This window comes from Buttiauxella gaviniae, assembly GCF_040786275.1.
Lineage (GTDB): Bacteria > Pseudomonadota > Gammaproteobacteria > Enterobacterales > Enterobacteriaceae > Buttiauxella > Buttiauxella gaviniae_A.
Map to the genome: position 1 here is coordinate 2469745 of NZ_JBFMVT010000002.1, position 24567 is coordinate 2494311.

A 24567-nucleotide genomic window follows, 5' to 3' on the forward strand; every position below is an offset into this window, starting at 1 on the left:
TGTGCTTTGTTGAAGATTGATTTTGCTGACTAGCGGAGAGGCTGGCGAGGGTATTTACAAACGCTGACACTATTGGTTGGTTTGCTTACCCTCGCGGGGGAAAATGACTATTTTTGACCGTTTGCAGCGGTATCGAGGTGTATAACCGGATTATCCGCAAACAGGTAGCGGTCAGCGTTAAATTCGAAATCATCGCTGGTTGCATCAAACAGCATCTGTTTTGTGTTTTCGAGATGCTGCCACATGGCGACTTTCGCCGCGTGCGGGTCTTTACGAATCAGCGCTTTAAGAATCTGGTCGTGATCGTCACACCAGTTATCGGCGGTGCGCTTATCAATATGCTCGTGAAGTTTTTTCCAGTACGGGTTGTGGATACGTTGGCTCCACATTTTTTCCACGATGGCGGCGAGGGCGCTATTTTGCGAGGCCAGCGCGACTTGAGTGTGAAAATGAAGGTCCCATTCAGAATCCTGGAAATTATGCTCGTTACGGGCCATTTCCTGAATTTCCATCAGCTTGACGATATCTTGCTTAGTCACCTGGGTCGCGGCAAATTCCGCAATGTTACTTTCAATGAGCTGACGCGCTTGCAGCAGCTCAAAAGGCCCAAAGTTTGCAAATTCAAACTGTTCATCTGGTGGAGTGGTGTATTTTGCCTGGTTGGCAATAACGTGGATGCCGGAGCCTTTGCGCACTTCGACGTAACCTTCCACTTCCAGCATGATAATGGCTTCACGAACCACAGTGCGGCTCACGTTCTTTTCTTCAGCAATAAAACGCTCGGCCGGGAGTTTTTCCCCAACCAGATAAACACCGTTTTCGATGCGTTGTTTAAGTTCAGCGGCCAGTTGCTGATAAAGACGACGTGGTTCCATAACTTCCATCTGTAGCTCCGGGAAAGACCCTGCGGGTAACCTTATTTGTTATACCACTTTTCACACTTCGGCTCCACATTCTGAATACACAAAAGCCGCCCATCAGGCGGCTTTCGTTGCAAACGTAAATGCCGATTATGCTAATGCTTGTTTCGGTTTTTGTTTGTCTCCCAGTTCACTGATAGGTTTATTTTGCAGCACGGTCCAGATAACGATAGCCCCGAGGACATCGAATACCGCCAGAGCTGCAAACAGTGGGCTGAAGCCGATGGTATCAGCCAAAGCACCCACAACCAGCGCAAACATGGTGCTTGCGGTCCAGGCTGCCATACCGGTCAGGCCGTTCGCCGTTGCCACTTCGTTACGACCAAACACATCGGAAGACAAAGTGATCAGCGCGCCGGACAGAGACTGGTGAGCAAAGCCGCCCACGCACAGCAGAGCGATAGCAACGTATGGGCTGGTGAACAGACCAATTGTGCCTGGGGCAATCATCAGAATCGCGCCCATGGTTACCACCATTTTACGGGAAACAATCAGGTTCACGCCGAATACGCGCTGGAATAACGGTGGCAGGTAGCCGCCAACGATACAACCCAGGTCAGCAAACAGCATTGGCATCCAGGCAAACATCGCAATGTGTTTCAGGTCAAAGCCATAGACTTTAAACATGAACAGTGGGATCCAGGCGTTGAAGGTACCCCAGGCTGGTTCGGCAAGGAAACGCGGCAGAGCAATACCCCAGAACTGGCGGTTCTGTACGATCTTCCAGGCGCTCATTTTTTTGCTGTTATTGGTCTGGTGCTGCGCTTCCTGACCACCAATGATGTATTCGCGTTCTTCTTCAGAAAGGTGTTTCTGATCGCGTGGGTGTTTGTAGAAAACTAACCAGGCCATTGCCCAGGCAAAGCTCAGTACACCGGAGATGATGAACGCCATCTGCCAGCTATGCATGACAATCGCCCAAACCACTAAAGGTGGAGCAATCATGCCGCCGATTGAAGAGCCCACGTTAAAGTAGCCAACGGCGATAGAACGCTCTTTAGCCGGGAACCATTCGCTACTGGCTTTCAGGCCCGCAGGGATCATGGCAGCTTCGGCGGCACCTACGGCACCACGCGCGATGGCCAAACCACCCCAGCTTCCTGCCAGTGCCGTTGCACCACAGAAAATTGCCCATGCGACCGCAAAGAATGCGTAACCCACTTTCGTACCCAGGATATCAAGCACGTAACCGGCAACAGGTTGCATAATGGTATAACAAGCTGAGTAGGCGGCGATAATGTAAGAATATTGCTGAGTAGAAATGTGCAGCTCTTCCATCAAAGTTGGAGCCGCAGCCGCAATGGTATTACGTGTCAGATAACCCAAAATAGTCCCCATAGTTACCAGGGCTATCATGTACCAGCGTAAGCCTTTAATCTTTCGCATATCGAATTTCATCCCGTCTTAAAGACAACCGCACAGTAGGCGGTTGTACGTCCGGCATGGCTGCCAGAGCGTTGTTCTGTTAGAGGGCTCATATCCGGGGGTATCACCCGGTACGACCCGTACCTTGCCATATAAAATAATCTGTGGTGGCAAATTCGGTTTCCGTACCGTAATGCGCTGTTTGTCATCTCAACGTCTGATGTAATTCCATTACCTGTGTATTGCGACGGCGGAAAGATAACTTGTCATACAGCTTTAAAAGTTGAGTGATATCACAAAAGTGTCGATCACCTCATCCTAAGGGGGTAGGGGCTTTCAGGCCAGAACTGGCGCGGGATACGGGGTTTTTTTATACAGAATATTAACAATAAAAGTGTGGTTTTTGTGACGAATACCTCAAAAATCCACTCGGCCTCTAGAAATTGGTGTGATAACTTTATTTGCATTATGCGCAAGCATCGAACTGCTATGAACAGAGGAACCCTACAATGGCCCAGTTTATGACTGAAGATTTTCTCCTGGACACCGAATTTGCCCGCCGTTTGTACCATGAGTTTGCAGCCGATCAGCCTATTTTCGACTATCACTGTCACTTACCGCCGCAGCAAGTTGCGGAAGATTACCGTTTTAAAAACCTGTATGACATCTGGTTAAAAGGCGATCACTACAAATGGCGTGGCATGCGTGCGAACGGCGTGGAAGAGCGTTTGTGCACTGGCGATGCAACTGACCGTGAGAAATTCGATGCCTGGGCTGCGACGGTTCCGCACACCATCGGTAACCCGCTGTACCACTGGACTCACCTTGAGCTGCGTCGTCCGTTCGGCATCACTGGCAAACTGTTGTCCCCAACGACTGCCGATGAAATCTGGAACGAATGTAATGAGCTGCTGACTCAGGACAGCTTCTCTGCGCGCGGTATCATGAAGCAGATGAACGTAAAAATGGTCGGCACCACCGATGACCCGATTGACGATCTGCGTTTCCATCGTCAAATCGCGCTCGATGCGTTTGAAACCAAAGTGCTGCCGAGCTGGCGCCCGGACAAAGCGTTCAACATCGAACAAGCGACCTTTGCTGAATACATGGGCAAACTGGCGGAAGTGTCTGATACCGACATTCGTCGTTTCAGCGATCTGCAAACGGCACTGAGCAAGCGCTTGGATCACTTCGCAGAACATGGCTGTAAAGTGTCTGACCACGCATTAGACGTTGTTCTGTTTGCAGAAGCAGACGAAGCGACTCTGGATGGCATTTTGGCGCGTCGTCTTTCCGGCGAAACCCCAAGCGAGCACGAAGTTGCCCAGTTCAAAACTGCGGTTCTGGTTTGGCTGGCTGCGGAATATACCCGTCGCGGTTGGGTGCAGCAGTACCACATTGGCGCGCTGCGTAACAACAACCTGCGTCAGTTCAAACTGCTGGGGCCGGATGTGGGCTTTGACTCCATTAACGACCGTCCGATGGCTGAAGAGCTCTCCCGTCTGCTCAGCAAGCAAAACGAAAACAATGAGCTGCCAAAAACTATCCTGTACTGCCTGAACCCGCGTGATAACGAAGTTCTGGGCACCATGATCGGTAACTTCCAGGGCGAAGGGATGCCGGGCAAGATGCAGTTTGGTTCCGGTTGGTGGTTCAACGATCAGAAAGATGGCATGGAGCGTCAAATGACGCAGTTGGCGCAACTGGGTCTGCTGAGCCGTTTTGTCGGCATGCTGACTGACAGCCGTAGCTTCCTGTCATACACCCGCCATGAATACTTCCGTCGCATTCTGTGCCAGATGATTGGCCGTTGGGTTGAAGCGGGCGAAGCGCCAGCGGATATCCAGTTGCTGGGCAAAATGGTGGAAAACATCTGCTTTAACAACGCCCGAGACTACTTTGGCATTGAACTGAACTAATCAGGCTTTGAGGTTGATATGCAATACATCAAGATCCATACGCAAGATAATGTCGCGGTTGCGTTAGTGGACCTGGCCGAAGGTGAAGTGGTTACCGTTGAAGGCGCAGAGATAACCCTGCGCCAGCCGGTACTGCGTGGCCACAAATTTGCGCTCGTCACCATCGCACAAGGTGAAAACGTTGTTAAATATGGCCTGCCGATTGGCCATGCGTTGGCAACCATTGAAGCCGGGGAGCACATTCACTCGCACAATGCGCGCACTAATCTGAGCGATTTGGATGAGTATCGCTATCAACCGGATGTTCTTTCTCTGGCAAGCCAGGCGGCAGATCGCGACGTGAGCGTTTATCGCCGTGATAATGGCGCTGTGGGCGTGCGTAACGAGCTTTGGATCCTGCCAACCGTGGGTTGTGTAAACGGCATTGCGCGTCAGATCCAAAACCGTTTCCTGAAACAGAACAATAACGCCGAAGATATTGACGGTGTGTTCCTGTTCAGCCACCCGTTTGGTTGTTCACAGTTGGGTGAAGACCACGTCAACACTCGCACCATGCTGCAAAACATGGTGCACCATCCAAATGCGGGTGCGGTGCTGGTGATTGGCCTGGGCTGTGAAAACAACCAGGTGAGTGCTTTCCGCGAAACGCTGGGCGAATACGACGCTTCTCGCGTTCACTTCATGGTTTGCCAGCAGCAAGACGACGAAGTGGAAGCCGGGCTTGAGCAGTTGCAAGAGCTTTACGAAGCGATGCGTCATGATAAACGTGAGCCGGGCAAACTCAGCGAACTCAAATTCGGCCTTGAGTGCGGCGGCTCAGACGGTTTATCCGGGATTACGGCAAACCCAATGCTGGGGCGTTTCTCAGACTATATGGTGGCAAACGGCGGCACGACTGTACTGACAGAAGTCCCGGAAATGTTTGGCGCTGAACGCATTCTGATGAGCCACTGCCGCGATGAAGCCACGTTTGAAAAAACCGTCACCATGGTGAACGACTTCAAACAGTATTTCATCGAACATAATCAGCCGATCTACGAGAACCCATCACCAGGGAACAAGGCTGGCGGTATCACCACGCTTGAAGAAAAATCCCTTGGCTGTACGCAAAAAGCCGGTGAGAGTGAAGTGGTGGATGTGCTGCGTTATGGCGAGCGCCTGAAAACGCCAGGCCTGAACTTGTTAAGCGCACCAGGCAACGACGCGGTTGCTACCAGTGCACTTGCTGGAGCAGGATGCCATATGGTGCTGTTCAGCACCGGGCGCGGCACACCGTACGGTGGTTTTGTCCCGACAGTTAAAATCGCAACCAACAGTGAACTGGCAACGAAGAAGCCGCACTGGATTGATTTCGATGCTGGCAAACTGCTGCACGGCAGCGACATGAACACACTGCTGACCGAGTTTATCGACACCATTGTGGATATCGCAAACGGCAAGCAAACCTGCAACGAACGCAATGATTTCCGCGAGTTGGCGATCTTTAAAAGCGGCGTCACGTTGTAAGCGTTAAGCTGGTGCTAACATGAAACGGTATTTTGATCATCGAAATACCGTTTTTTTTCGCCTGAAGTTTATTAACAAGGATATGTCATGACCGCGTATTGGGTTGCTCAGGGCATCGGCGTTCTGGCCTTTGTGGTTGGCATCACCACGTTTATCAACCGCGATGAACGGCGTTTTAAGCTACAACTGGCGGGTTACAGCGCTATCATCGGTATTCACTTCTTTTTGATGGGCGCAAGCCCAGCGGGCATGAGCGCGGAACTTAACGCGATACGCACCGTGATTTCCCTGCGCACGCGTAGCCTGTGGGTGATGGGGATTTTTATCGCTTTAACGTTGGGCCTGGGCCTTGCGAAGTTTAACCACGCCATGGAATTGCTGCCGATTGCCGGAACCGTCGCCAGCACCTGGGCGCTATTTCGCTGCAAAGGGCTGACCACGCGCTGTGTGATGTGGTGTTCCACCGCCTGCTGGGTAACGCATAATTTCTGGTTGGGTTCGATTGGCGGGACGTTAATCGAAGGGAGTTTTCTAATTATGAACGGCCTGAATATCATTCGCTTCTGGCGCATGCAACGGCGGGGCATTGATCCGTTTAAAATTGAAAAAGAAGTGCAGCAGCAAGAGTAAAAACTCCCCGCTTCGAAAAACGGGGAGCATTGAACATTAACCGCGTAACGGGTTTTTATCCGCCAGGCGAGCATCTTCTGCCTGGCAGGCCGCAGCGGTAAACAACACATCGGTTGAGGAGTTGAGCGCGGTTTCGCACGAATCCTGCAACACGCCGATGATAAAGCCGACGGCAACCACCTGCATGGCAATCTCATTTGGGATACCGAACATCCCACAAGCCAGCGGGATCAGCAGCAGCGAACCGCCCGCCACACCTGATGCACCGCAAGCACACAGAGAAGCCACCACGCTCAGCAGCAGTGCAGTTGGCAAATCCACCGGTACACCCAAAGTATTTACCGCCGCCAGCGTCAGCACGGTAATGGTGATTGCCGCCCCCGCCATATTAATGGTCGCGCCCAATGGGATGGAGACGGAATAGGTGTCGCGGTCCAGATTCAGCTTCTCACAAAGCGCCATATTTACTGGAATATTGGCCGCAGAACTACGCGTAAAGAAGGCAGTGACGCCGCTTTCGCGCAGGCATGCGAACACCAGCGGGTACGGGTTACGGCGAATTTTGATAAACACCAGTAGCGGGTTGATGATAAGCGCCACGCCGAACATACAACCAACCAGCACCAGCAACAGTTGCGCGTAGCTCCACAGGGTTTCAAAGCCGGTAGTCGCAAGCGTTGAGGCGACCAGGCCAAAAATACCGATCGGCGCAACGCGAATCACCACTTTAACGATAAAGGTCACCGCATCGGAGACATCGTTAATCAGGTTTTTGGTGCTCTCGTTACCATGGCGCAGAGCGAAGCCCAGCCCGACTGCCCACACCAGAATTCCGATGTAGTTCGCTTCCAACAGGGCGTGAATTGGGTTGGAAACCATGCTCATCAACAGCCCGCGCAACACTTCAACAATACCTGAAGGCGGGGTGATGTCTGTTGTGCCAGTAACTAAATGGAGTGTCGAAGGGAATATGAAACTGACCACCACGGCAGTTAACGCAGCGGTGAAAGTGCCAATGAGATAAAGCACCAGAATGGGGCGGATACTGGTTTTCTGCCCGTGTTTATGGTTGGCGATTGACGCCATGACCAGCATCAGAACCAGCACCGGCGCGACGGCCTTTAGTGCCCCAACGAATAACGTCCCGAGTAAACCGACGGCAATCGCAGCGGGTTTTGAAACGGCTGCCAGAGCAATACCCAGCACCAGACCTATCAAAATCTGTTTGACCAGACTGCCTTGTGCCAGGCGTTTTAACATGCCCGGAGATTGTGTAGACATAAGTAACCTTCCTGTTTTGTCGATCGTCCCATCCTGCGTCGGTACTCTGAGGTACTTAATTGACCGGATGTAAATAAATGTGTTTGCCTGGTCGAGTATAAGGAAATACCGTTGGGTAGAAAGGAGTAATCACTGATTATTTCGGGGTGGGTTAGATTTTATAACTAAGTTTTAACAAATATGTGACATTAGCGGCAGTTCATAAACCAGGCGCAGCGTAGCGAATTGACTTGCCAGAATAGTGGCCTACAAAAAGAAAAACCCCGCCAAAGAGACGAGGTTTGTGCAGCCGGAAAGTCGTTATTCCGACAATTTCTTCTGATCGTTTCGGTAATTCACGACCGAGTTGATGATAAGCGTTAACGCCAGAATACCGCCCACAACGCCCAGCGAAATCGCAATTGGGATGTGGTAGAAATCGACAATTAACATCTTCACGCCGATAAACACCAGGATAATCGACAAGCCGTATTTCAGCATCGAGAAGCGTTCTGCTACGCCCGCCAGCAGGAAGTACATCGCACGCAGGCCGAGAATCGCAAACAAGTTAGACGTCAGCACAATAAACGGATCGGTTGTTACCGCAAAAATAGCCGGAATACTGTCGACCGCGAAAATCACGTCGCTTAGTTCAACCAGAATTAGCACCAGCAGCAATGGCGTTGCGAACAAAATACCGTTCTTACGGATAAAGAAGTGCTCGCCTTCGATTTTATCCGTCATGCGCAGATGGCCGCGGATCCAGCGTACCAGCGGTTTATCGCCAATGCCGCTTTCATCTTCTTTCGCCAGCGCCATTTTGATACCGGTGAACAGCAGGAACGCGCCGAAGACATACAGCAGCCATTCGAACTGGTTGATAAGCCAACTGCCCGCGAAAATCATAATGGTACGCAGCACAATTGCGCCCAGCACGCCATAAACCAGCACGCGACGTTGCAAGGCCGCAGGAACTGCGAAGTAGCTAAACAGCATCAGCCAAACGAAGACGTTATCCACCGCCAGCGCTTTTTCTATCAAGTAACCGGTGAGGAAGGCGAGAGCCTGGGTATCCGCGACTTCACGGCCAGATGTTCCGGTGAGATACCACCAGAATGCTGCGTTAAACAGCAGTGAAAGCGAAACCCAGACCAGGGACCAGGCGGCCGCCTGCTTCATGGACATGGTGTGCGAGCCTTTGCGCCCCTGTAAAAAGAGGTCGATAGCCAGCATGATGACGACCACGACGGCAAAGCCGCCCCACAATAATGGAGTGCCGACACTATTCATAAAAAGTATTCCTTCAAAAACAAAAACGGCCAACGTCGGAAGACGCCAGCCGCTAATGCTTGCAACAGGGATCTCGCCTTCCGGCAAGGTCTCACTTACAACGTATAAACGTTGCCCGGCAACCGGGTGCTGACGCACCGTAATGACGATTAACCGGCAATGAAGTTACTCCCCTTTGCGAGTAACAAAATATTACAGCCGATACAATCCGTCAACATCTTGCTACCCCTGTTTTACAATCCTTTACGCCGGTAGATGCACAGGCACATCATCCGCCGGGAATTTCACGCCGGTTTGAGCGCGGATCTCAGTGCTTAGTGCGGCTGTTAAACGCGACGTCACTAAACCGGGATGATTCACTTCGTTGTCGGTGACCAGACGGGCAAACACTTCAGCTTCATACAGCATAGTATTGATATGCTGCGGGAGCGTGAGATCCTGCGGTTTGCCGCCGCGCGGCACAAAGGTGATGCGCTGGCACTCAGAGATTTTCTCGATGACAAGTGAACCGGCTTCGCCCTGTATCTCGCTTGGGATAACCGAGTCGCTCACTTTTGAGTGCAGTAGATTCACGTCAAAATCACCGTAGTTCATCTGCACTGAACCGTGAGCATCAACGCCGCTTTCCAGAAGACTGGCGGTGGCGCGCACCGAATACGGCTCGCCCCACAGCGCAACCGCCGAGGCCAAAGTATAAAAACCGATATCCATAATCGAGCCGTTTGAGAACGCGGGATTAAAGGTATTTGGATTTTCGCCATCCAGATAACGCTGATAGCGCGAGGAATACTGGCAATAGTTGAGCAGCACTTTGCGGATCTTGCCCACTTTCGGCAGCGCTTGTTGCAGCGCGATAAAGTTCGGCAGGCTGGCGGTTTTAAACGCCTCAAACAACACCACCTGATTTTCACGCGCGCAGGCAATCGCCGCTTCCACTTCACGCAGATTAGACGCCAATGGCTTCTCGCAAATCACATGCTTTTTATGGCTGAGGAACAACAGCGTTTGCGGAGAGTGCAGGGAGTTTGGACTGGCGATGTAAACCGCATCTATCGAGTCGCTTTTCGCCATCGCATCAAGGTCGGTAAAAAGATGTTCCACCGGATAGTCGCTGGCAAAACTTTGCGCCTGTTCCAGCGAGCGGGAGTAGACTGCGGTGAGTTTATATTTGCCACTTTCGTGGGCAGCATCGACGAACTGACGGGTGATCCAGTTAGTTCCAATAACAGCGAGGCGTATCATAAACGGGTGCTATCTCCGAAGGGGATTATCTTTGAAAGACTATCATGATGTGAGGGGAAAACCAGTGTTGGACTAGCGTTTTCTGAGAAGTGCATTCAACCAGATTTCATCGCGCTCTGGGCGTTTGTCTTGTGTCGTCCAAAGCGATTCAATTTCCACTTCTGGCGTGGTTTCCATTAACGTGTTGAAACTAGCTTCATTCATGTCCGTAAATTGGCGGCCATCTTTTTCGCGCTCGCCGTCGCCATACTTGAATGACACGTACCAGATACCATCAAGTTTGAGGGCGGTTGTCAGGTTCTGCATTATCGTTGGTAATTCCTGCGCGGGAACGTGGAGAAGGGAAGCGCAGCACCAGATACCGTCGTATTTTTCCTTTGCATCCACATCGGCGAATGTCATCTGCTGAACAGATAAACCAATGTGCTGGATTGCTAACGCCACCATTTCTGACGAGGCATCGAACGCTTCAACTTGATAACCCATTTCATGGAATGCTTTGGCGTCACGACCGGAACCGCATCCAGCATCTAATACCTTCGCGCCTTGCGGTAAATGACAGGTAAAAGTTTCATACAGCGCGCTCATATCGACATTCACCGTGCCATCAAAAAAGTTCTGCGCGTTGTTTTGGTAATAATTAAGCGTCATCAGAATGTTGCCTCACCTTCGGCTTTCGGTTCCCAGGTATGGAAAAGCCTGTTGTTTTTCGCAGCTTGCCAGTTCTTTTCAAGGAAGTCTTTGCGTTGAGTTGTCTGGTTACCCGTCTGATTCACGATGGTTTCATGCAGAGGCAGCTTGCTTTGAACAAAGTACTCGTTCCGCGCATGAAGACGCTGCAATAGTTTACGGCTTGGTAAATGCGCGAATTTGCCTGCCTCACCCCGGTTACAGCACTGGCATGCCAAAACTAGATTCCACACGCCATTGATATTGTTGACCTCATTACGGGCCATCCATGGAATAAAATGGTCAACGTCAGCCAGTTCGGAGTCGCCCGGTATCAGGCTAATGGTGCGGAAGCAGTAAAAGCAACGCCCTTTCTGGTAACCATTCAGGCTATCCCTGCAACTGGTGATATTCACCCGACGCGCATTGATATGGCTAAACAGAAGCTGTTCCTGCTCATCGAACTCAACGGTAACAAGGTTGCGGGAAACACCCATCGCCCAGGCCTGCTCAACCAGATTCCAGCGCGCGTTCGTCTCGTAAACCAGGTTCTGATATTGCGGCCGCTCACTGAGCTGAAAGAAGTTATCAGTAAGACGAATTCCCTTTGCTGTTTTGCGCTCATCAAGGAAAAAACGTTTCTCAATTTCGCCCGCATTCACATTATGGAAAGCATCAATCACATTGCTAAAACCAAGGCGCACTGTGGTTTCTATCAACTTATCTTGCGTGATTTCACCGTTATTGAATTGCACACAGGTTTCCAGATACTGGCTGCCCCGAGATGTGATTTGCTTTGGCGCATGTAAAAGATGTTGGCAAAGATGCCGACTAAACGGAACGGCGAGATCTTCAAGCGTGACCAGATCGCTACCTGACTTATCCACTTCATACAACGCATGTGCGAGAGCAAATTTGTAAGATGCGACGTTTCTTCCAAAAAGGATCACGCCGCGCCAATAGTTCTCAAGCGTAGGATCGGTCTGATAAAAATCCATTCACGTTTTCTCGGTTACGGTTTGGCAATGCAGGAGGGAAGTTGGGTTAGTGAAACCCGTAACAGGATCACATAACAAATGAAAGGTGATGTAAATCGATGAACGATAGATTTTGTGAATTTGTGAAGTAGTGCAGGAAGCGCAGAACCCGTAGGGAAGGGCAACGAATTGATGATGCGATGGTTTTTTCAGCACTCAGTACGCAAAAGGTAGAATGGGGCTTGCAAGGCAGTCTGTGACAGGTATAATCCCCAACGTTTTCCGCATACCTCTTCGTGCCGAAGTGGCGAAATCGGTAGACGCAGTTGATTCAAAATCAACCGTTGAAAGACGTGCCGGTTCGAGTCCGGCCTTCGGCACCATCGGAACATCAATAGACGTCAACGGACGTCTTTTTTTGTGCCTGAAATCCAGTATCCGCAAGGCTTTCCTCGCTTTTTCACTCAACCTAAGTCAACCTGATTCAATCTACATCAACTTACTGATGCGGGTACATCTGCGGGTATATCTCGGTTCGATAATGTTTGTACCCACACAGAACCCTTGAAAGGATACTCATTATGGCTCTGAGTGATGTGAAAGTTCGTTCGGCTAAGCCTGAAGCAAAAGCCTATAAACTTACTGACGGTGAAGGCATGGTTTTGTTGGTTCACCCGAACGGCTCCAAATACTGGCGGCTACGTTATCGCTTCGGTGGTAAAGAGAAGATGCTGGCGCTTGGGAAATACCCTGAGGTTTCGCTGGCGGATGCCAGGGCGCGCCGGGATGAGGCCCGTAAGCTATTAGCTAATGGTGTTGATCCCAGTGAGAACAAGAAAGCCGTTAAGGTAGAGCAGGAGCAAGAGGCGATAACGTTTGAAGTGGTTGCCAGAGACTGGCATGCCAGCAATCAGAAATGGTCTACATCGCATAGTGCTCGTGTATTGAAAAGCCTCGAGGATAATCTCTTTGCTACCATTGGTAAGCGGAACATTGCGGAACTGAAGACGCGGGATCTTCTTGTACCCATCAAAGCGGTGGAATCATCCGGACGACTCGAAGTTGCGGCTCGTTTGCAACAGCGGACTACCGCGATTATGCGGTTTGCTGTGCAGAGTGGTTTAATCGACTACAACCCAGCGCAAGAGATTGCCGGTGCGGTTGCTACGGCGAAAAGACAGCATCGTGCTGCTCTGGAACTTAATCGCATTCCTGAATTGCTTCACCGCATCGATCATTACTCCGGCAGACACTTAACTCGATTAGCTGTCGAGCTCACTTTATTAGTGTTTATCCGCTCAAGTGAACTACGTTTTGCACGCTGGTCAGAAGTAGATTTTGAAACGGCCATGTGGACGATTCCAGGTGAGCGTGAACCGCTGGAGGGTGTAAAGCATTCTCAGCGTGGTTCGAAGATGCGAACTCCCCATCTTGTTCCCTTGTCGCGGCAGGCTATAGCCATTTTGGAAAAGATTAAAAGCATGAGCTGGAATCGTGAGCTGATTTTCGTAGGCGATCACGATCCGCGTAGGCCGATGAGTGAGAACACGGTTAACAAGGCTTTACGAGTAATGGGGTATGACACAAAAGCGGAAGTATGTGGGCATGGATTCAGGACAATGGCCTGTAGCTCATTGATTGAATCGGGATTGTGGTCGAGGGACGCGGTAGAGCGGCAGATGAGCCATCAGGAGCGTAGCTCTGTTCGGGCAGCTTACATTCATAAGGCCGAACATCTGGGGGAGCGGAGGTTGATGTTGCAGTGGTGGGCTGATTTTCTGGATGCGAATCGGGAGAAGGCAGTTAGTCCGTTTGATTTTGCTAAAATTAACAACCCTTTGAAATGATTTATAACATTATTAAATTGAGTAGCCACTGTCTGCATTTGGATTGATGATGAGCAGTGCTGCTGATGACTTTTAGTTAGTCATCATTTAGTAAACTCCCCAGCTTATGGCAGAACTCTTTGGTTTGGCGATAGGCTGGCAGGTAATCTACTGAAATATAAATATATTATATTTATAGGAATAGTTTGTTCTGTCAATTTGAGCCTATTGAGTGTAGTAGCGTTGCAATGCAAAATGCATTACATTTATAGGCCTTAGCATTGAGGGTTCCGCCTATGACTCGCCTTAAAGACGAAACACTTTCTATACGCACGTCTGCCGATATTAAACAGCTTCTTCGCCTAGCAGCTGATCGTGAGCGTCGCTCTGTCGCTTCAATGATTGAGATTTTGATTGTGGATTATGCGAAGACGCACGGACTAACGTCGGACCAATCTAAAAATCAAACTGCCGAATAGCTCACGTTTTAATGCCTCATTCAACGAAAGCAGCAGCTTAGTCAAGCACAAGAGCAAATTGATATTGAGGTGAGGAATTCACTTATGAGTACGACTGAAAACCAAATTGAGTTGGACCTTCTTGCCAAGCTGGCTGAGTTAAAATATACACTTCGACCCGACATTCGTGATCGTGCATCCCTCGAAAAAAATTTCCGGGCGAAGTTTGAGGCTCTCAATAGAGTTCATCTGACCGATAGTGAGTTCCAGCGTTTACTCGATTCTATCATTACACCTGACGTGTACAATGCTGCTCAGACATTACGCAATATCAACAGCTTCGAGCGAGATGATGGAACACCGCTAAACTACAGCTTGGTTAACATTAATGACTGGTGTAAGAACGACTTCGAGGTCGTTAATCAGTTGCGCATTAACACCGAGAATAGCCATCATCGCTATGATGTAATGCTACTCATAAACGGTGTACCAGTGGTGCAGATCGAGCTTAAAACACTGTCCGTTAGCCCACGCCGAGCTATGCAGCAAATCGTGGATTACAAAACCGATCCTGGCAATGGTTACGGAAAGACACTGCTGTGTTTCATTCAGCTCTTCATCGTCAGCAACCGTTCTGATACTTGGTACTTCGCAAACAATAATGCACGACATTTTAGCTTTAATGCAGATGAACGCTTTTTGCCTGTCTACCAGTTCGCTAGTGAAGATAACAAAAAAATTACCCTGCTAGACAGATTCGCTGATAAGTTCTTGGCCAAGTGTACATTGGGGCAGATGATTAGCCGTTTTATGGTTTTAGTTGCCAGTGAACAGAAGCTATTGATGATGCGCCCGTACCAAATCTATGCGGTCAAGGCTATCGTCGAGTGTATTCATCAGAACTGTGGAAACGGCTACATCTGGCATACCACTGGTTCAGGTAAGACGCTGACATCTTTCAAAGCATCTACTTTGCTCAAGGACAATCCAGACATCGAAAAATGCCTTTTCGTAGTGGATCGTAAAGACTTGGACCGACAGACCCGGGAAGAATTTAACCGTTTTCAGGAAGGCTGCGTAGAAGAGAACACTAACACAGAAACACTGGTGCGCCGACTTTTGTCCGACGACTATGCTGATAAGGTTATTGTTACTACTATCCAGAAGTTGGGTCTGGCGCTGGACGGCACAAATAAACGTAGCTACAAAGAGCGCTTGGAGCCGTTGCGAGACGCCCGTATCGTGTTTATCTTTGATGAATGCCATCGCTCGCAATTTGGCGAAAATCACAAGGCTATAAAAGAATTTTTCCCCAACGCTCAGCTTTTTGGCTTCACAGGGACGCCCATCTTTGAGGCGAATGCTAGCTATCAGCAAATTGAAGGCCAGCAAGCCAGCCTACGTACCACTAAAGACTTATTTGATCGGTGTCTGCACCAGTACACTATCACTCATGCTATCGAAGATCGCAACGTCTTACGCTTTCATATAGATTATTTCAAACCCGAAGGAAAGAATCCACCGAAGCCCGGTGAAGGGATAGCTAAATCTAAGGTTATCGAAACCATTCTTTCCAAGCATGATTCTGCTACCAACGGACGCAAATTTAACGCTGTTCTGGCGACAGCCAGCATCAACGACGCTATCGAATATTTTGAGTTATTTTCGAGCATTCAGATACAAAATGCAGAAAAAGATGCTGAATTTAGAGCACTGAACATAGCATGCGTGTTTTCACCACCTTCTGAAGGTAACAAAGACGTTCAGCAGATACAGGAAGATCTGCCGCAGGAGAAAGAAGATAACCAGCAAGATCCTGAAGGTAAGAAAGCTGCACTTACTCGTATCATTGCCGAATATAATGCCCGTTTCGGGACCAATCATCGTATAAGCGAATTTGATTCTTACTATCAGGACGTACAAAAGCGCATCAAGGATCAGCAGTATCCCAACACAGATTTATCTGCTGCGCAAAAAATTGACATCACCATCGTAGTAGACATGCTACTTACAGGTTTTGACTCCAAATACCTTAATACATTGTACGTGGACAAAAATCTCAAACACCATGGTTTAATTCAGGCATTTTCACGAACTAACCGTGTTCTCAACGATACCAAGCCATACGGTAATATTCTTGATTTTCGTCAGCAACAGAAATCGGTAGAAGGAGCCATTGCTCTCTTTTCTGGTGAGCAAATAGATAACCCGCGTGAGATATGGCTGGTAGATGCCGCACCTAAAGTGATTGATAACCTACAAAATGCCACGCGAAAGCTGGCCGATTTTATGCAATCACAGGGATTGACTAATGCACCGGAAGAAGTAGCCAACCTTAAAGGTGATGTCGCCAGAGCGCAATTCGTAAACCTGTTCAAGGATGTTCAGAGACTCAAAACTCAGCTTGACCAATATACCGATCTTTCTGAAGAGCAGAAGCAGCAGATTGAGAGCATAGTACCGTCAGATCAATTGCAAGGATTCAAGGGTGTCTATCTGGAAACAGCTAAGCGCCTGAAGGAAAAACAAGATAAAGATCAGTCAATTCCAGAAGTACAACAACTTGATTTTGAGTTTGTGCTCTTTGCTTCTGCGGTTATTGATTACGATTTTATCATGGGTCTTATTGCTAACCTGACTCAACAGAAACCAGGAAAACTCACTCTGAACCGCGAAGAACTCATTGGCCTAATTCAGTCTGATGCCAAGTTTATTGATGAGCGTGAAGATATTGCTGAGTACATCCGTGGTCTGCCGGTAAATGAAGCATTAAACGAAAAACAGATTCGAACGGGTTTTGCACACTTCAAAGCAGAAAAAAAGGCGAAAGAAGTCACTGACATCGCAACCCGACATGAACTCGCACCTGATGCCTTACAGGTTTTTGTTGATGAAATTCTGCGTCGCCGTATCTTTGATGGCGAACGCCTTTCTGAATTAATGTCTCCGCTGAATCTAGGCTGGAAAGCGCGCACGCAGAAAGAACTGGCGCTTATGGAGGAGCTAGCACCGTTTCTGCACAAACTAGCACAAGGGCGTGAGATCACGGGACTATCAGCCTATGAAGAAGACCGATAATGAAAGCAGGTTGGACATGGGTTATCTGCACATTAAGCGATATGTAAATTTTAATAAGTGATTGATTTTATGAATAAAAAAATGAATGGCGATGTTAAGCAATTTGTTCCTAGCTTGCGCTTTCAATCATTTAAAGCCTCAGGTCCATGGGAATTTAAGCCATTGAGTCAACTGGCTCAGCGCTCAACACGTAAAAATGTGGATCGTAAAATAACCCGGGTCTTAACAAACTCAGCAGAGTTTGGGGTGATTGATCAGCGTGATTTTTTCGAAAAAGACATTGCTAACCAAGGCAATCTCCAAGGGTATTATGTTGTAGAAGAAGGAAGCTATGTTTATAACCCACGTATCTCAACGATGGCTCCTGTTGGACCGATTTCAAAAAATAAAATCGGATTAGGGGTGATGTCGCCGTTGTATACGGTTTTCAAGTTTAATAATAGAGAAAATGATTTTTACGCTCATTACTTCAAGTCAACACATTGGCATCAATATATGCGCCAAGTTTCAAGTACAGGGGCGCGCCATGACCGAATGAGCATCAGTAATAATGCTTTTATGGAACTACCACTTCCTGTCTCTACGCCGAAAGAGCAAGAAAAAATCGCTGACTGTCTGTCTTCTTTGGATGACCTACTCACAGCAGAAGCCCAGAAACTGGATGCGTTGAAGAAATATAAAAAAGGCGTGTTGCAACAGATTTTTCCTCGTGAAGGTGAAGCTGTGCCACGGTTGCGGTTTCCTAAGTTTCGTGAAAGTGAAAAGTGGAATACGGTGGTTGTGGCTGAAATATGCGAAGTCAATCCTTCTAAAGCTAGCCGGCAAGATAATGAGTTGGTTAGCTTTATCCCAATGGCTTCCGTTTCTGAAGATGGCCGGATAACAAATCCAGAGATTCGAGCGTACGCAGATGTCAAAAAAGGTTATACCGCTTTTGCTGAAAATGATGTAATTATTGCAAAAATAACGCCTTGCTTTGAAAATGGAAAGGCTGCGATTGCGAGAGGTTTGAAAAATGGACTGGGTTTCGGCAGTACGGAATTTCATGTATTTCGGGCTTCCAAATCTTGCTTGCCAGAGTTCTTATTTTTGCAATTGTATCGAGATGAAGTTCGGACTGTTGGAGCTAGAAGCATGATAGGGAATGCCGGGCAGCGACGTGTTCCTGTGTCATTTTTCGAATCATTACCGTTTTATTTGCCATCTATTGATGAGCAACAAATGATCGTCGGTTTCCTCTCTACGCTTGATGAACAACTGAGCGCAATAAAAAAGCAAATAGACATTCTGAAAACCCACAAAAAAGGCTTGATGCAGCAGCTTTTCCCCGTGTTTGATAGGATATCAGCATGAAACCAAAGCAAACCTTTGCCGATCTTTCAGTGTTGGCCGACCAGTTGCGCACCAAACTAGAGACGATGAAAGTCATTCTACTCTACGCATATAACGGCACAGGGAAGACAAGACTGTCTATGGCGTTCAAAGATGCAGGTAAAAAAACAATTCACCGTCCTTTTTCGGCTGGTGATCATGTAGGCCAGCCACTCACAATAACCGAAACGATTGGTGATACCCTATATTTCAATGCGTTCACCGAAGATATGTTTCACTGGAACAATGATCTGGAAGGTGATGCGGATCGACGCTTGATGCTCAATAGGGATTCGCGATTTTTTCAGGGTCTTTTTGAGTTGGAAATGGATAACCGTATAAGGCCATTGTTACAGCGTTACACTGATTTTGACTTTCGCATTGATACCGAAGAATGGGCAATACGCTTCTCACGCACAGTTGATGGGCAACTCATTGATAATATAAAAGTTTCTCGAGGCGAAGAAAATATTTTCATTTGGTGTTTCTTCATAGCTATTGTACAATTAGCGCTTGATGGGGCTGATGCTTACCAGTGGGTAAAGTATGTGTACATCGACGATCCTATATCTTCACTAGATGAGCATAACGCCATCACAGTTGGTAGCCATCTGGCGCAATTACTGAACAAATCTGATAATCCATTGAAAGTTGTGATCTCGTCACATCATCCATTATTTTTCAATGTCATGCATAATGAACTTGATGCTCGCAAATCCAAAAAGGTCGCAGCCTATTTTTTATCAAGATCTAGGGCTGATGGTAGTTATTCCCTGACTTATACAGGTGCAACGCCGTTCTTTCATCATGTCGCGATACTCACCGAGTTGTATAAGGCAGAGCAATCAGGTGAGCTTTATACCTATCATTTCAATATGTTGCGTTCAGTTCTGGAAAAATCAGCCAGTTTCCATGGCTTCTCAAACTTCTCATCCTGCATTGCGCAGGATGCTGATGATCCAGAAAGAATTTTACATTCGAGGCTCATCAATATTCTGAGCCATGGGAACTATTCGCTGTTTGAGCCTCAGCCTATGCTAGACGAGAATAAAGCATATTTCAGAAAAATTTTGAATGATTTTCTGCAGCGCTATCCATTTAATCCTGATTTATTTCCTCAGCCGATTGAGGAAGGTGAAGAAAAATTATGACTGAGTTTGACAAACAAAAACTGGGCAAAACACTCTGGAATATAGCCGATCAATTACGTGGTGCTATGAATGCGGATGATTTCCGCGACTATATGCTGGCATTTTTATTCCTGCGGTATCTTTCGGATAATTACGAAGCTGCTGCTCAAAAAGAACTAGGAGTAGATTACCCTAAACTGAAAGAAGAGGAATATCATTCGCCGCTGACCTTGTGGTATGAGCAAAATAAGCAGGATATTCCTGAGTTTGAAAAACTGATGCGCCGTAAAGTGCATTACGTAATCGAGCCTCAGTATCTTTGGGCGGGTATAGCTGAGATGGCACGAACCCAACATGTGAAACTGCTTAATACATTACAGGCGGGCTTTAAGTACATTGAGGAAGAATCTTTCGCCAGTGTTTTCCGGGGATTGTTCTCAGAAATCAATCTTGCCTCAGAAAAACTAGGCAAAACATACAGTGAAAGAAATGACCGTCTTTGCAAGATAATTAAAGAGATTGCTGAAGGGCTGAAACAGTTCTCTACAGACAGCGACGCATTAGGTGATGCTTACGAGTATCTGATTGGTCAATTTGCAGCTGGGTCAGGTAAGAAAGCCGGCGAGTTCTACACTCCGCAGCGTATTTCAGATATTCTGTCAGCCATCGTCACTCTGGACAGCCAGGAGCCAGCTACAGGCAAGCGCTCGCATCTGGATAGCGTTTTCGACTTTGCCTGCGGCTCTGGCTCACTGTTGCTCAACGTGCGTCGCCTGATGGGCCCACACGGCATAGGCAAGATTTACGGACAAGAGAAAAACATCACCACCTACAACCTGGCACGCATGAACATGCTGCTGCACGGGGTGAAAGATTCAGAGTTTGATATTTTTCACGGTGATACTTTGCTAAATGATTGGGACATGCTACGCGAGACCAATCCGGCTAAAATACCCCGGTTTGATGCCGTGGTGGCTAACCCTCCATTCAGCTATCGTTGGGAACCGGCAGAAACATTAGCCGATGACGCACGCTTTAAAAATTATGGCTTGGCACCTAAATCTGCTGCTGATTTTGCCTTCCTTCTACATGGCTTCCATTTTTTAAAAGAAGATGGGGTAATGGCAATTATCCTTCCTCATGGCGTACTTTTCCGTGGTGGCGCTGAAGCACGCATCCGTACGAAGCTGCTTAAGGATGGTCATATCGATACAATAATTGGCCTACCTGCGAATCTGTTCTTTTCTACAGGAATCCCTGTATGTATTCTGGTGCTGAAAAAATGCAAAAAGCCAGATGATATATTATTCATCAACGCCGCTGATCACTACGAACCAGGTAAACGACAGAACCAGCTTTCGTCTGATCATATTAATAAAATTATCGATACTTATAAGTTCCGTAAAGAGGAACCTCGCTATGCGCGTCGCGTTAGCATGAAAGAGATTGAGAAGAATGAATTTAATCTGAATATTTCACGTTATGTAAGTACGACAAAGGCTGAAGCAGAAGTCAACCTTGCTTTAGTATATGATGAGCTTATTTCGCTGGAGAATCAGATAAAATCAGCAACTCAGAAACATAACGAATTTCTAAAGGAACTAGGGTTGCCTCTTTTACCTTAGGTTATTTGATTTTGTTTTCTATCATAGAACAATGCTCTTATCTTTTAAGATAAGAGCATATCTCTTTAACAGATCAGCTCTCCAGCAAGTGAATAAATCTGATCGTATGGTGGAGTATTACGTTTTGACCAGTCATGGATCCGGTAAGATAATTCTTCAGCAGAACTGACTCTGGATTTAATGGCTATCCTGCACTCGTTTTCAATTATAAAGGCATAAAGTGCCGGTGCGAGAGCTTCGGATAATGTAACTTTACTGGTAAACGTTTCGCCGTTCTCTACTTTCTCTGTCAGTATTCTGATAAGCTCATTTCTAATAAGTGCGGCTCCACTTTTCTGAACGGTGTTCTTACCTCCCTGACTTGATTGTTCCTTTCTCATCAACCGGTGACTTTCACTCTGCGCTATTTCAGCCCAGCCCCTGAATTGACCATAAAGCTCGTTTGCTTTGATTAGAGCATTGTAATACGCGTACGAATTTTTTGGCGTAAAGCAATGGCGGGCAAGAAGAAAAAAATAACAGGCAGACTCGAAGGCATTAAGATACAACGGTTCGCCAAATATGGCGTGTATCCGATTGAGCCCCTCGACGATCTTCTGCTCAGTGGCAAAATGCGTGTCTAATCTTTCCAGAAACAGGCTGAAATCGGGTTTCTCCTGCACAACCCATAACTGTAGTTCCGTTATTTCATCCGGAGAAATGAGGCCATCCTGAAACCAGGACAGACTCGCAGCACGCCAGACGGTATATGCCCGCTCCAGATGATGTATAAAACGTTTCTCAACGCGGGTCAGTCCATCCCAGATTTCCCATAGCGATTCCCCCTCCAGGTTAACCGGGGGAGACAGATAAATGTTGCGGAAATGGTCAATGAAAAAATCAGCAGGTTCGATTCCTTTTTTATTTCTGAACAGTATCTTTTTTTGCATATCCCTTCAGCCTGTGGTCGGGTTCGATGGGTTTGATTAAAGATCACGTTACAGCCATGCCAGGATCTTCGTCAAGAGTCGGTACCAGAGTGGGATGGTGGGGAAAAAAAGCGAAAAACGAATGAAAAATTAAATTGACTGCTACCGTTTACCCACCCGTTTTCGCTTTTGTACTCTTGGTTCCGGAGCACAGTGCTCCCGCTATCAACCATGAGGAACCCACAATGACCAACCCGCCACAAGCTGAATATCCGGTTTACGAAAACCGGCATGAGAACATACAAACTGAAACCCCACTTCCACAAGATGTTGAAAAACGGACCCGCTTTGCAATGGGCGATGACATTCTGCTCAGCATGAAAGACATTACTGCTCATAGCGGTCTTAGTGACAAGCATTACTATTCCCTTATTTCCAGAGGTATGTTTCCCCGACCGCTGAAAATTGGTCGCTCAAGTCGCTGGAGAAAAAGTGACTATGAAGCATGGTTAAATGAGCGGGACACAAATCGCTAGTAATCTGGACTGCAATATCGCTTACTGAAACGATTTGTATTAATGGGATTATCTAAAGTACGAGAAAATACGCACGCCTGTAATTGAAAAATAAGTTATCTGTACCAGCATATTTATCACATTAACCCCGTGAGGGGAACAGCTATACCTGCTGTTCATCAGCTGGTATATGTCTTATGCTCTTTAACAATAAGGAACCATTATCATGAATCTGCCCTTGCAGAATTATCAGGGGGGGACTCCTGATCAACAAAATCTGTCTGTAATCGCCTCTGAAACACGATCATTTCCAATAAAGTCTCTTCCCACAAAAATCAGCAATGCAATCATCGCTACGAGCGTAAATAAAAAAGTCTCTGTAGAGATTGCTGCCAGTTCATTTTTGGCTGCTGCTTCTCTTGCCTGCCTCCCGCTGATTGAAGTGATACCTGTACATACAAAGATCCCTGAGCCCGCCGTGCTCAATTTTCTGGTTGTTGCAGGGTCCGGTAGTGGAAAGTCTACGGTGTTGAGAGCAGTCATGCAGGTCTTTCATGATTTTTCATCAGTGGTGAATGATGAATATAAAAATCTATTGAACCAATTTCAGGCCGATACAAGCCTGTGGGAGGAAAATAAAAAGGCCTTGGCCCGAAACCTACGGCAGGCGACGTCCAGCAACTACGGTCGTGAAGATGCAGAAGCGGCTATGGAGGAACATCTTAAGAATAAACCGAAGAAACCTGTCCGGTTTAAGTTTTTATATCAGGATATATCTAACGGTGAGCTTATCAAAAGCCTCGGAGATAATCCTGATGCTGGTATTTTCTCTGAAGAAGCGGTGACATTTTTCAAATCTAGGGCTAAAAACGATCCGGGTATATTTAACCTCGGATGGGATGGTGCTCCATATTCATATCAACGTGACGGAGTGGATTGTGAAATCAATCTTCGCCTGATGTTTTGCCTGATGGTTCAGCCCGATATTTTTGATGAATATATCACCAGGAACCAGGCAACAGGAAGAGGGAGCGGTTTCCTTGCCCGTTTTCTGGCAGTCAAAGTAGATGGAGAATGTAAATATCAGGATGGCGATTTTAGTCATATGAATCGCGCCCTTGAAGAATTTGATAACAGAGTTCAGGAGCTATTAAAACAGGCAAAGCAACGATTTTATAATGGCAGCACTGATAAGCAACAACTTATTCTGTCGCCTCAAGCTATTGCATTCATGGGCGAGAAACGCGCCGAAATGAAGCAAAAAATAATTGAAGGAGGCCCATGGGAGCATATTAAGGATATTGCACTTAAATCTGGTGCTAACGTATTACGGCTGGCGGCAATTCTTCACTACTTTGATGAGCGACCAGGAAATGAGATATCGCTTTCAGCAATTGAATGTGCTCAGCGGATCATTGATTGGTATATGCAACAGGCTTGTAATGTATTTTATAAAAACTCGCATTTTTTCCTTTTTGAAAAAGATGTACTGGAAGTGTACCACTGGATCCACAACAAAATGATGATAGAAGGAGTTGCTATAATCTCCAAGTCAGAAATTATGCGTCTGGGGCCAAAGCATAAGGATAATAATCTCCGACTTGCCAGTAAACTGGAACCCATACTGGATCAACTGGCATGGCAAAAGAGAATTTATTTGATTCAGAATTACACAGGAGGCCCTGTTTATATCATTCTGGCTAATTCACTCGGCGTTTTTCAGGATCCACGTGTACGGCTAGACTTATTCCCTCATGGAATCAGATGTCTTGAGCCCGATTATGCACCTGAAAGGGTGTCTCTGAACTTGCCAAATTTGACGTTCACTTGGTGAAATCGGTGATCGTTATTGGATGTTCGATATGATTATTTATTCAT

Annotated in this window: 18 protein-coding genes and 1 tRNA gene; 11 read left to right on the forward strand and 8 right to left on the reverse strand. The window is 47.3% G+C overall.

The window, feature by feature from the left end:
* Window positions 1-107 precede the first annotated feature (107 nt).
* Together exuR and AB1E22_RS12100 are read right to left on the reverse strand one after the other, a co-directional pair.
* Window positions 108-884 (reverse strand): transcriptional regulator ExuR, encoded by a 777-nt coding sequence (gene exuR / locus AB1E22_RS12095; protein ID WP_367595554.1) that lies wholly within the window; start codon window positions 882-884, stop codon window positions 108-110.
* A 126-nt stretch (window positions 885-1010) separates the two neighbouring features.
* Window positions 1011-2306: an MFS transporter gene (locus AB1E22_RS12100; RefSeq protein WP_367595555.1), complete on the reverse strand. Its 1296-nt coding sequence runs from the start codon at window positions 2304-2306 to the stop codon at window positions 1011-1013.
* Between the two features lie 488 nt (window positions 2307-2794).
* On the opposite strand from AB1E22_RS12100, the gene uxaC reads away from it, so the two are divergent.
* From uxaC to AB1E22_RS12115, 3 genes are all read left to right on the forward strand, one after another.
* On the forward strand, window positions 2795-4204 hold the full coding sequence (uxaC, locus tag AB1E22_RS12105) for a glucuronate isomerase (RefSeq protein ID WP_367595556.1): 1410 nt from the start codon (window positions 2795-2797) through the stop codon (window positions 4202-4204).
* 18 nt (window positions 4205-4222) lie between these two features.
* The gene (locus AB1E22_RS12110; protein ID WP_367595557.1) at window positions 4223-5710 is read left to right on the forward strand and encodes a UxaA family hydrolase; all 1488 of its coding nucleotides are present in this window, start codon (window positions 4223-4225) and stop codon (window positions 5708-5710) included.
* A gap of 87 nt (window positions 5711-5797) precedes the next feature.
* The gene (locus AB1E22_RS12115) at window positions 5798-6340 is read left to right on the forward strand and encodes a YgjV family protein (RefSeq protein ID WP_367595558.1); all 543 of its coding nucleotides are present in this window, start codon (window positions 5798-5800) and stop codon (window positions 6338-6340) included.
* Between the two features lie 36 nt (window positions 6341-6376).
* On the opposite strand, the gene sstT is transcribed toward AB1E22_RS12115, so the two are convergent.
* From sstT to AB1E22_RS12140, 5 genes are all read right to left on the reverse strand, one after another.
* Window positions 6377-7621, reverse strand: a complete 1245-nt coding sequence (sstT, locus tag AB1E22_RS12120; RefSeq protein WP_367595559.1) for a serine/threonine transporter SstT — start codon at window positions 7619-7621, stop codon at window positions 6377-6379.
* A gap of 300 nt (window positions 7622-7921) precedes the next feature.
* Entirely contained in the window at window positions 7922-8890 is a 969-nt protein-coding gene (locus AB1E22_RS12125) for a TerC family protein (protein WP_367595560.1), read from the reverse strand.
* A 243-nt stretch (window positions 8891-9133) separates the two neighbouring features.
* Complete coding sequence (locus AB1E22_RS12130; protein ID WP_367595561.1) at window positions 9134-10132, reverse strand: Gfo/Idh/MocA family protein; 999 nt, start codon at window positions 10130-10132, stop codon at window positions 9134-9136.
* Between the two features lie 72 nt (window positions 10133-10204).
* The gene (locus tag AB1E22_RS12135; protein ID WP_367595562.1) at window positions 10205-10783 is read right to left on the reverse strand and encodes a class I SAM-dependent methyltransferase; all 579 of its coding nucleotides are present in this window, start codon (window positions 10781-10783) and stop codon (window positions 10205-10207) included.
* Window positions 10783-11799 (reverse strand): HNH endonuclease, encoded by a 1017-nt coding sequence (locus AB1E22_RS12140; protein ID WP_367595563.1) that lies wholly within the window; start codon window positions 11797-11799, stop codon window positions 10783-10785. Before AB1E22_RS12140 ends, AB1E22_RS12135 begins: the two co-directional genes overlap by 1 nt.
* A gap of 277 nt (window positions 11800-12076) precedes the next feature.
* Between AB1E22_RS12140 and AB1E22_RS12145 the strand changes: the two genes are divergently transcribed.
* The 6 genes from AB1E22_RS12145 to AB1E22_RS12170 all read left to right on the forward strand — a co-directional run bounded on the left by AB1E22_RS12145 (window position 12077) and on the right by AB1E22_RS12170 (window position 21266).
* Window positions 12077-12161, forward strand: a tRNA-Leu gene (locus AB1E22_RS12145).
* Window positions 12162-12359: 198 nt separating this feature from the next.
* Window positions 12360-13625 (forward strand): tyrosine-type recombinase/integrase, encoded by a 1266-nt coding sequence (locus AB1E22_RS12150; RefSeq protein WP_049097490.1) that lies wholly within the window; start codon window positions 12360-12362, stop codon window positions 13623-13625.
* A 542-nt stretch (window positions 13626-14167) separates the two neighbouring features.
* The gene (locus AB1E22_RS12155; protein WP_049097491.1) at window positions 14168-17140 is read left to right on the forward strand and encodes a type I restriction endonuclease subunit R; all 2973 of its coding nucleotides are present in this window, start codon (window positions 14168-14170) and stop codon (window positions 17138-17140) included.
* 69 nt (window positions 17141-17209) lie between these two features.
* Window positions 17210-18493 (forward strand): restriction endonuclease subunit S, encoded by a 1284-nt coding sequence (locus tag AB1E22_RS12160; RefSeq protein WP_367595564.1) that lies wholly within the window; start codon window positions 17210-17212, stop codon window positions 18491-18493.
* Window positions 18490-19662: an AAA family ATPase gene (locus tag AB1E22_RS12165; RefSeq protein ID WP_049097494.1), complete on the forward strand. Its 1173-nt coding sequence runs from the start codon at window positions 18490-18492 to the stop codon at window positions 19660-19662. Before AB1E22_RS12160 ends, AB1E22_RS12165 begins: the two co-directional genes overlap by 4 nt.
* Window positions 19659-21266, forward strand: a complete 1608-nt coding sequence (locus AB1E22_RS12170) for a type I restriction-modification system subunit M (protein WP_049097495.1) — start codon at window positions 19659-19661, stop codon at window positions 21264-21266. Before AB1E22_RS12165 ends, AB1E22_RS12170 begins: the two co-directional genes overlap by 4 nt.
* A gap of 65 nt (window positions 21267-21331) precedes the next feature.
* On the opposite strand, the gene AB1E22_RS12175 is transcribed toward AB1E22_RS12170, so the two are convergent.
* Window positions 21332-22195 (reverse strand): hypothetical protein, encoded by an 864-nt coding sequence (locus tag AB1E22_RS12175; RefSeq protein WP_049097496.1) that lies wholly within the window; start codon window positions 22193-22195, stop codon window positions 21332-21334.
* 224 nt (window positions 22196-22419) lie between these two features.
* Between AB1E22_RS12175 and AB1E22_RS12180 the strand changes: the two genes are divergently transcribed.
* Window positions 22420-22710, forward strand: coding sequence for a helix-turn-helix transcriptional regulator (locus AB1E22_RS12180; protein ID WP_226324415.1), 291 nt, complete (start codon window positions 22420-22422; stop codon window positions 22708-22710).
* Between the two features lie 205 nt (window positions 22711-22915).
* Window positions 22916-24523: a YfjI family protein gene (locus AB1E22_RS12185; RefSeq protein ID WP_049097497.1), complete on the forward strand. Its 1608-nt coding sequence runs from the start codon at window positions 22916-22918 to the stop codon at window positions 24521-24523.
* The last annotated feature ends 44 nt before the right edge of the window (window positions 24524-24567 follow it).

Excerpts from the sequence above, each read along its gene's own strand:
- AB1E22_RS12185 (WP_049097497.1), top strand. The coding sequence starts at position 22,916 with ATGAATCTGCCCTTGCAGAATTATCAGGGGGGGACTCCTGATCAACAA.
- AB1E22_RS12165 (WP_049097494.1), top strand. The coding sequence starts at position 18,490 with ATGAAACCAAAGCAAACCTTTGCCGATCTTTCAGTGTTGGCCGACCAG.
- AB1E22_RS12100 (WP_367595555.1), bottom strand. The coding sequence starts at position 2,306 with ATGCGAAAGATTAAAGGCTTACGCTGGTACATGATAGCCCTGGTAACT.
- AB1E22_RS12170 (WP_049097495.1), top strand. The coding sequence starts at position 19,659 with ATGACTGAGTTTGACAAACAAAAACTGGGCAAAACACTCTGGAATATA.
- AB1E22_RS12150 (WP_049097490.1), top strand. The coding sequence starts at position 12,360 with ATGGCTCTGAGTGATGTGAAAGTTCGTTCGGCTAAGCCTGAAGCAAAA.
- uxaC (WP_367595556.1), top strand. The coding sequence starts at position 2,795 with ATGGCCCAGTTTATGACTGAAGATTTTCTCCTGGACACCGAATTTGCC.
- AB1E22_RS12135 (WP_367595562.1), bottom strand. The coding sequence starts at position 10,783 with ATGACGCTTAATTATTACCAAAACAACGCGCAGAACTTTTTTGATGGC.
- sstT (WP_367595559.1), bottom strand. The coding sequence starts at position 7,621 with ATGTCTACACAATCTCCGGGCATGTTAAAACGCCTGGCACAAGGCAGT.
- AB1E22_RS12140 (WP_367595563.1), bottom strand. The coding sequence starts at position 11,799 with ATGGATTTTTATCAGACCGATCCTACGCTTGAGAACTATTGGCGCGGC.
- exuR (WP_367595554.1), bottom strand. The coding sequence starts at position 884 with ATGGAAGTTATGGAACCACGTCGTCTTTATCAGCAACTGGCCGCTGAA.
- AB1E22_RS12175 (WP_049097496.1), bottom strand. The coding sequence starts at position 22,195 with ATGCAAAAAAAGATACTGTTCAGAAATAAAAAAGGAATCGAACCTGCT.
- AB1E22_RS12110 (WP_367595557.1), top strand. The coding sequence starts at position 4,223 with ATGCAATACATCAAGATCCATACGCAAGATAATGTCGCGGTTGCGTTA.
- AB1E22_RS12160 (WP_367595564.1), top strand. The coding sequence starts at position 17,210 with ATGAATAAAAAAATGAATGGCGATGTTAAGCAATTTGTTCCTAGCTTG.
- AB1E22_RS12130 (WP_367595561.1), bottom strand. The coding sequence starts at position 10,132 with ATGATACGCCTCGCTGTTATTGGAACTAACTGGATCACCCGTCAGTTC.
- AB1E22_RS12155 (WP_049097491.1), top strand. The coding sequence starts at position 14,168 with ATGAGTACGACTGAAAACCAAATTGAGTTGGACCTTCTTGCCAAGCTG.
- AB1E22_RS12125 (WP_367595560.1), bottom strand. The coding sequence starts at position 8,890 with ATGAATAGTGTCGGCACTCCATTATTGTGGGGCGGCTTTGCCGTCGTG.
- AB1E22_RS12180 (WP_226324415.1), top strand. The coding sequence starts at position 22,420 with ATGACCAACCCGCCACAAGCTGAATATCCGGTTTACGAAAACCGGCAT.
- AB1E22_RS12115 (WP_367595558.1), top strand. The coding sequence starts at position 5,798 with ATGACCGCGTATTGGGTTGCTCAGGGCATCGGCGTTCTGGCCTTTGTG.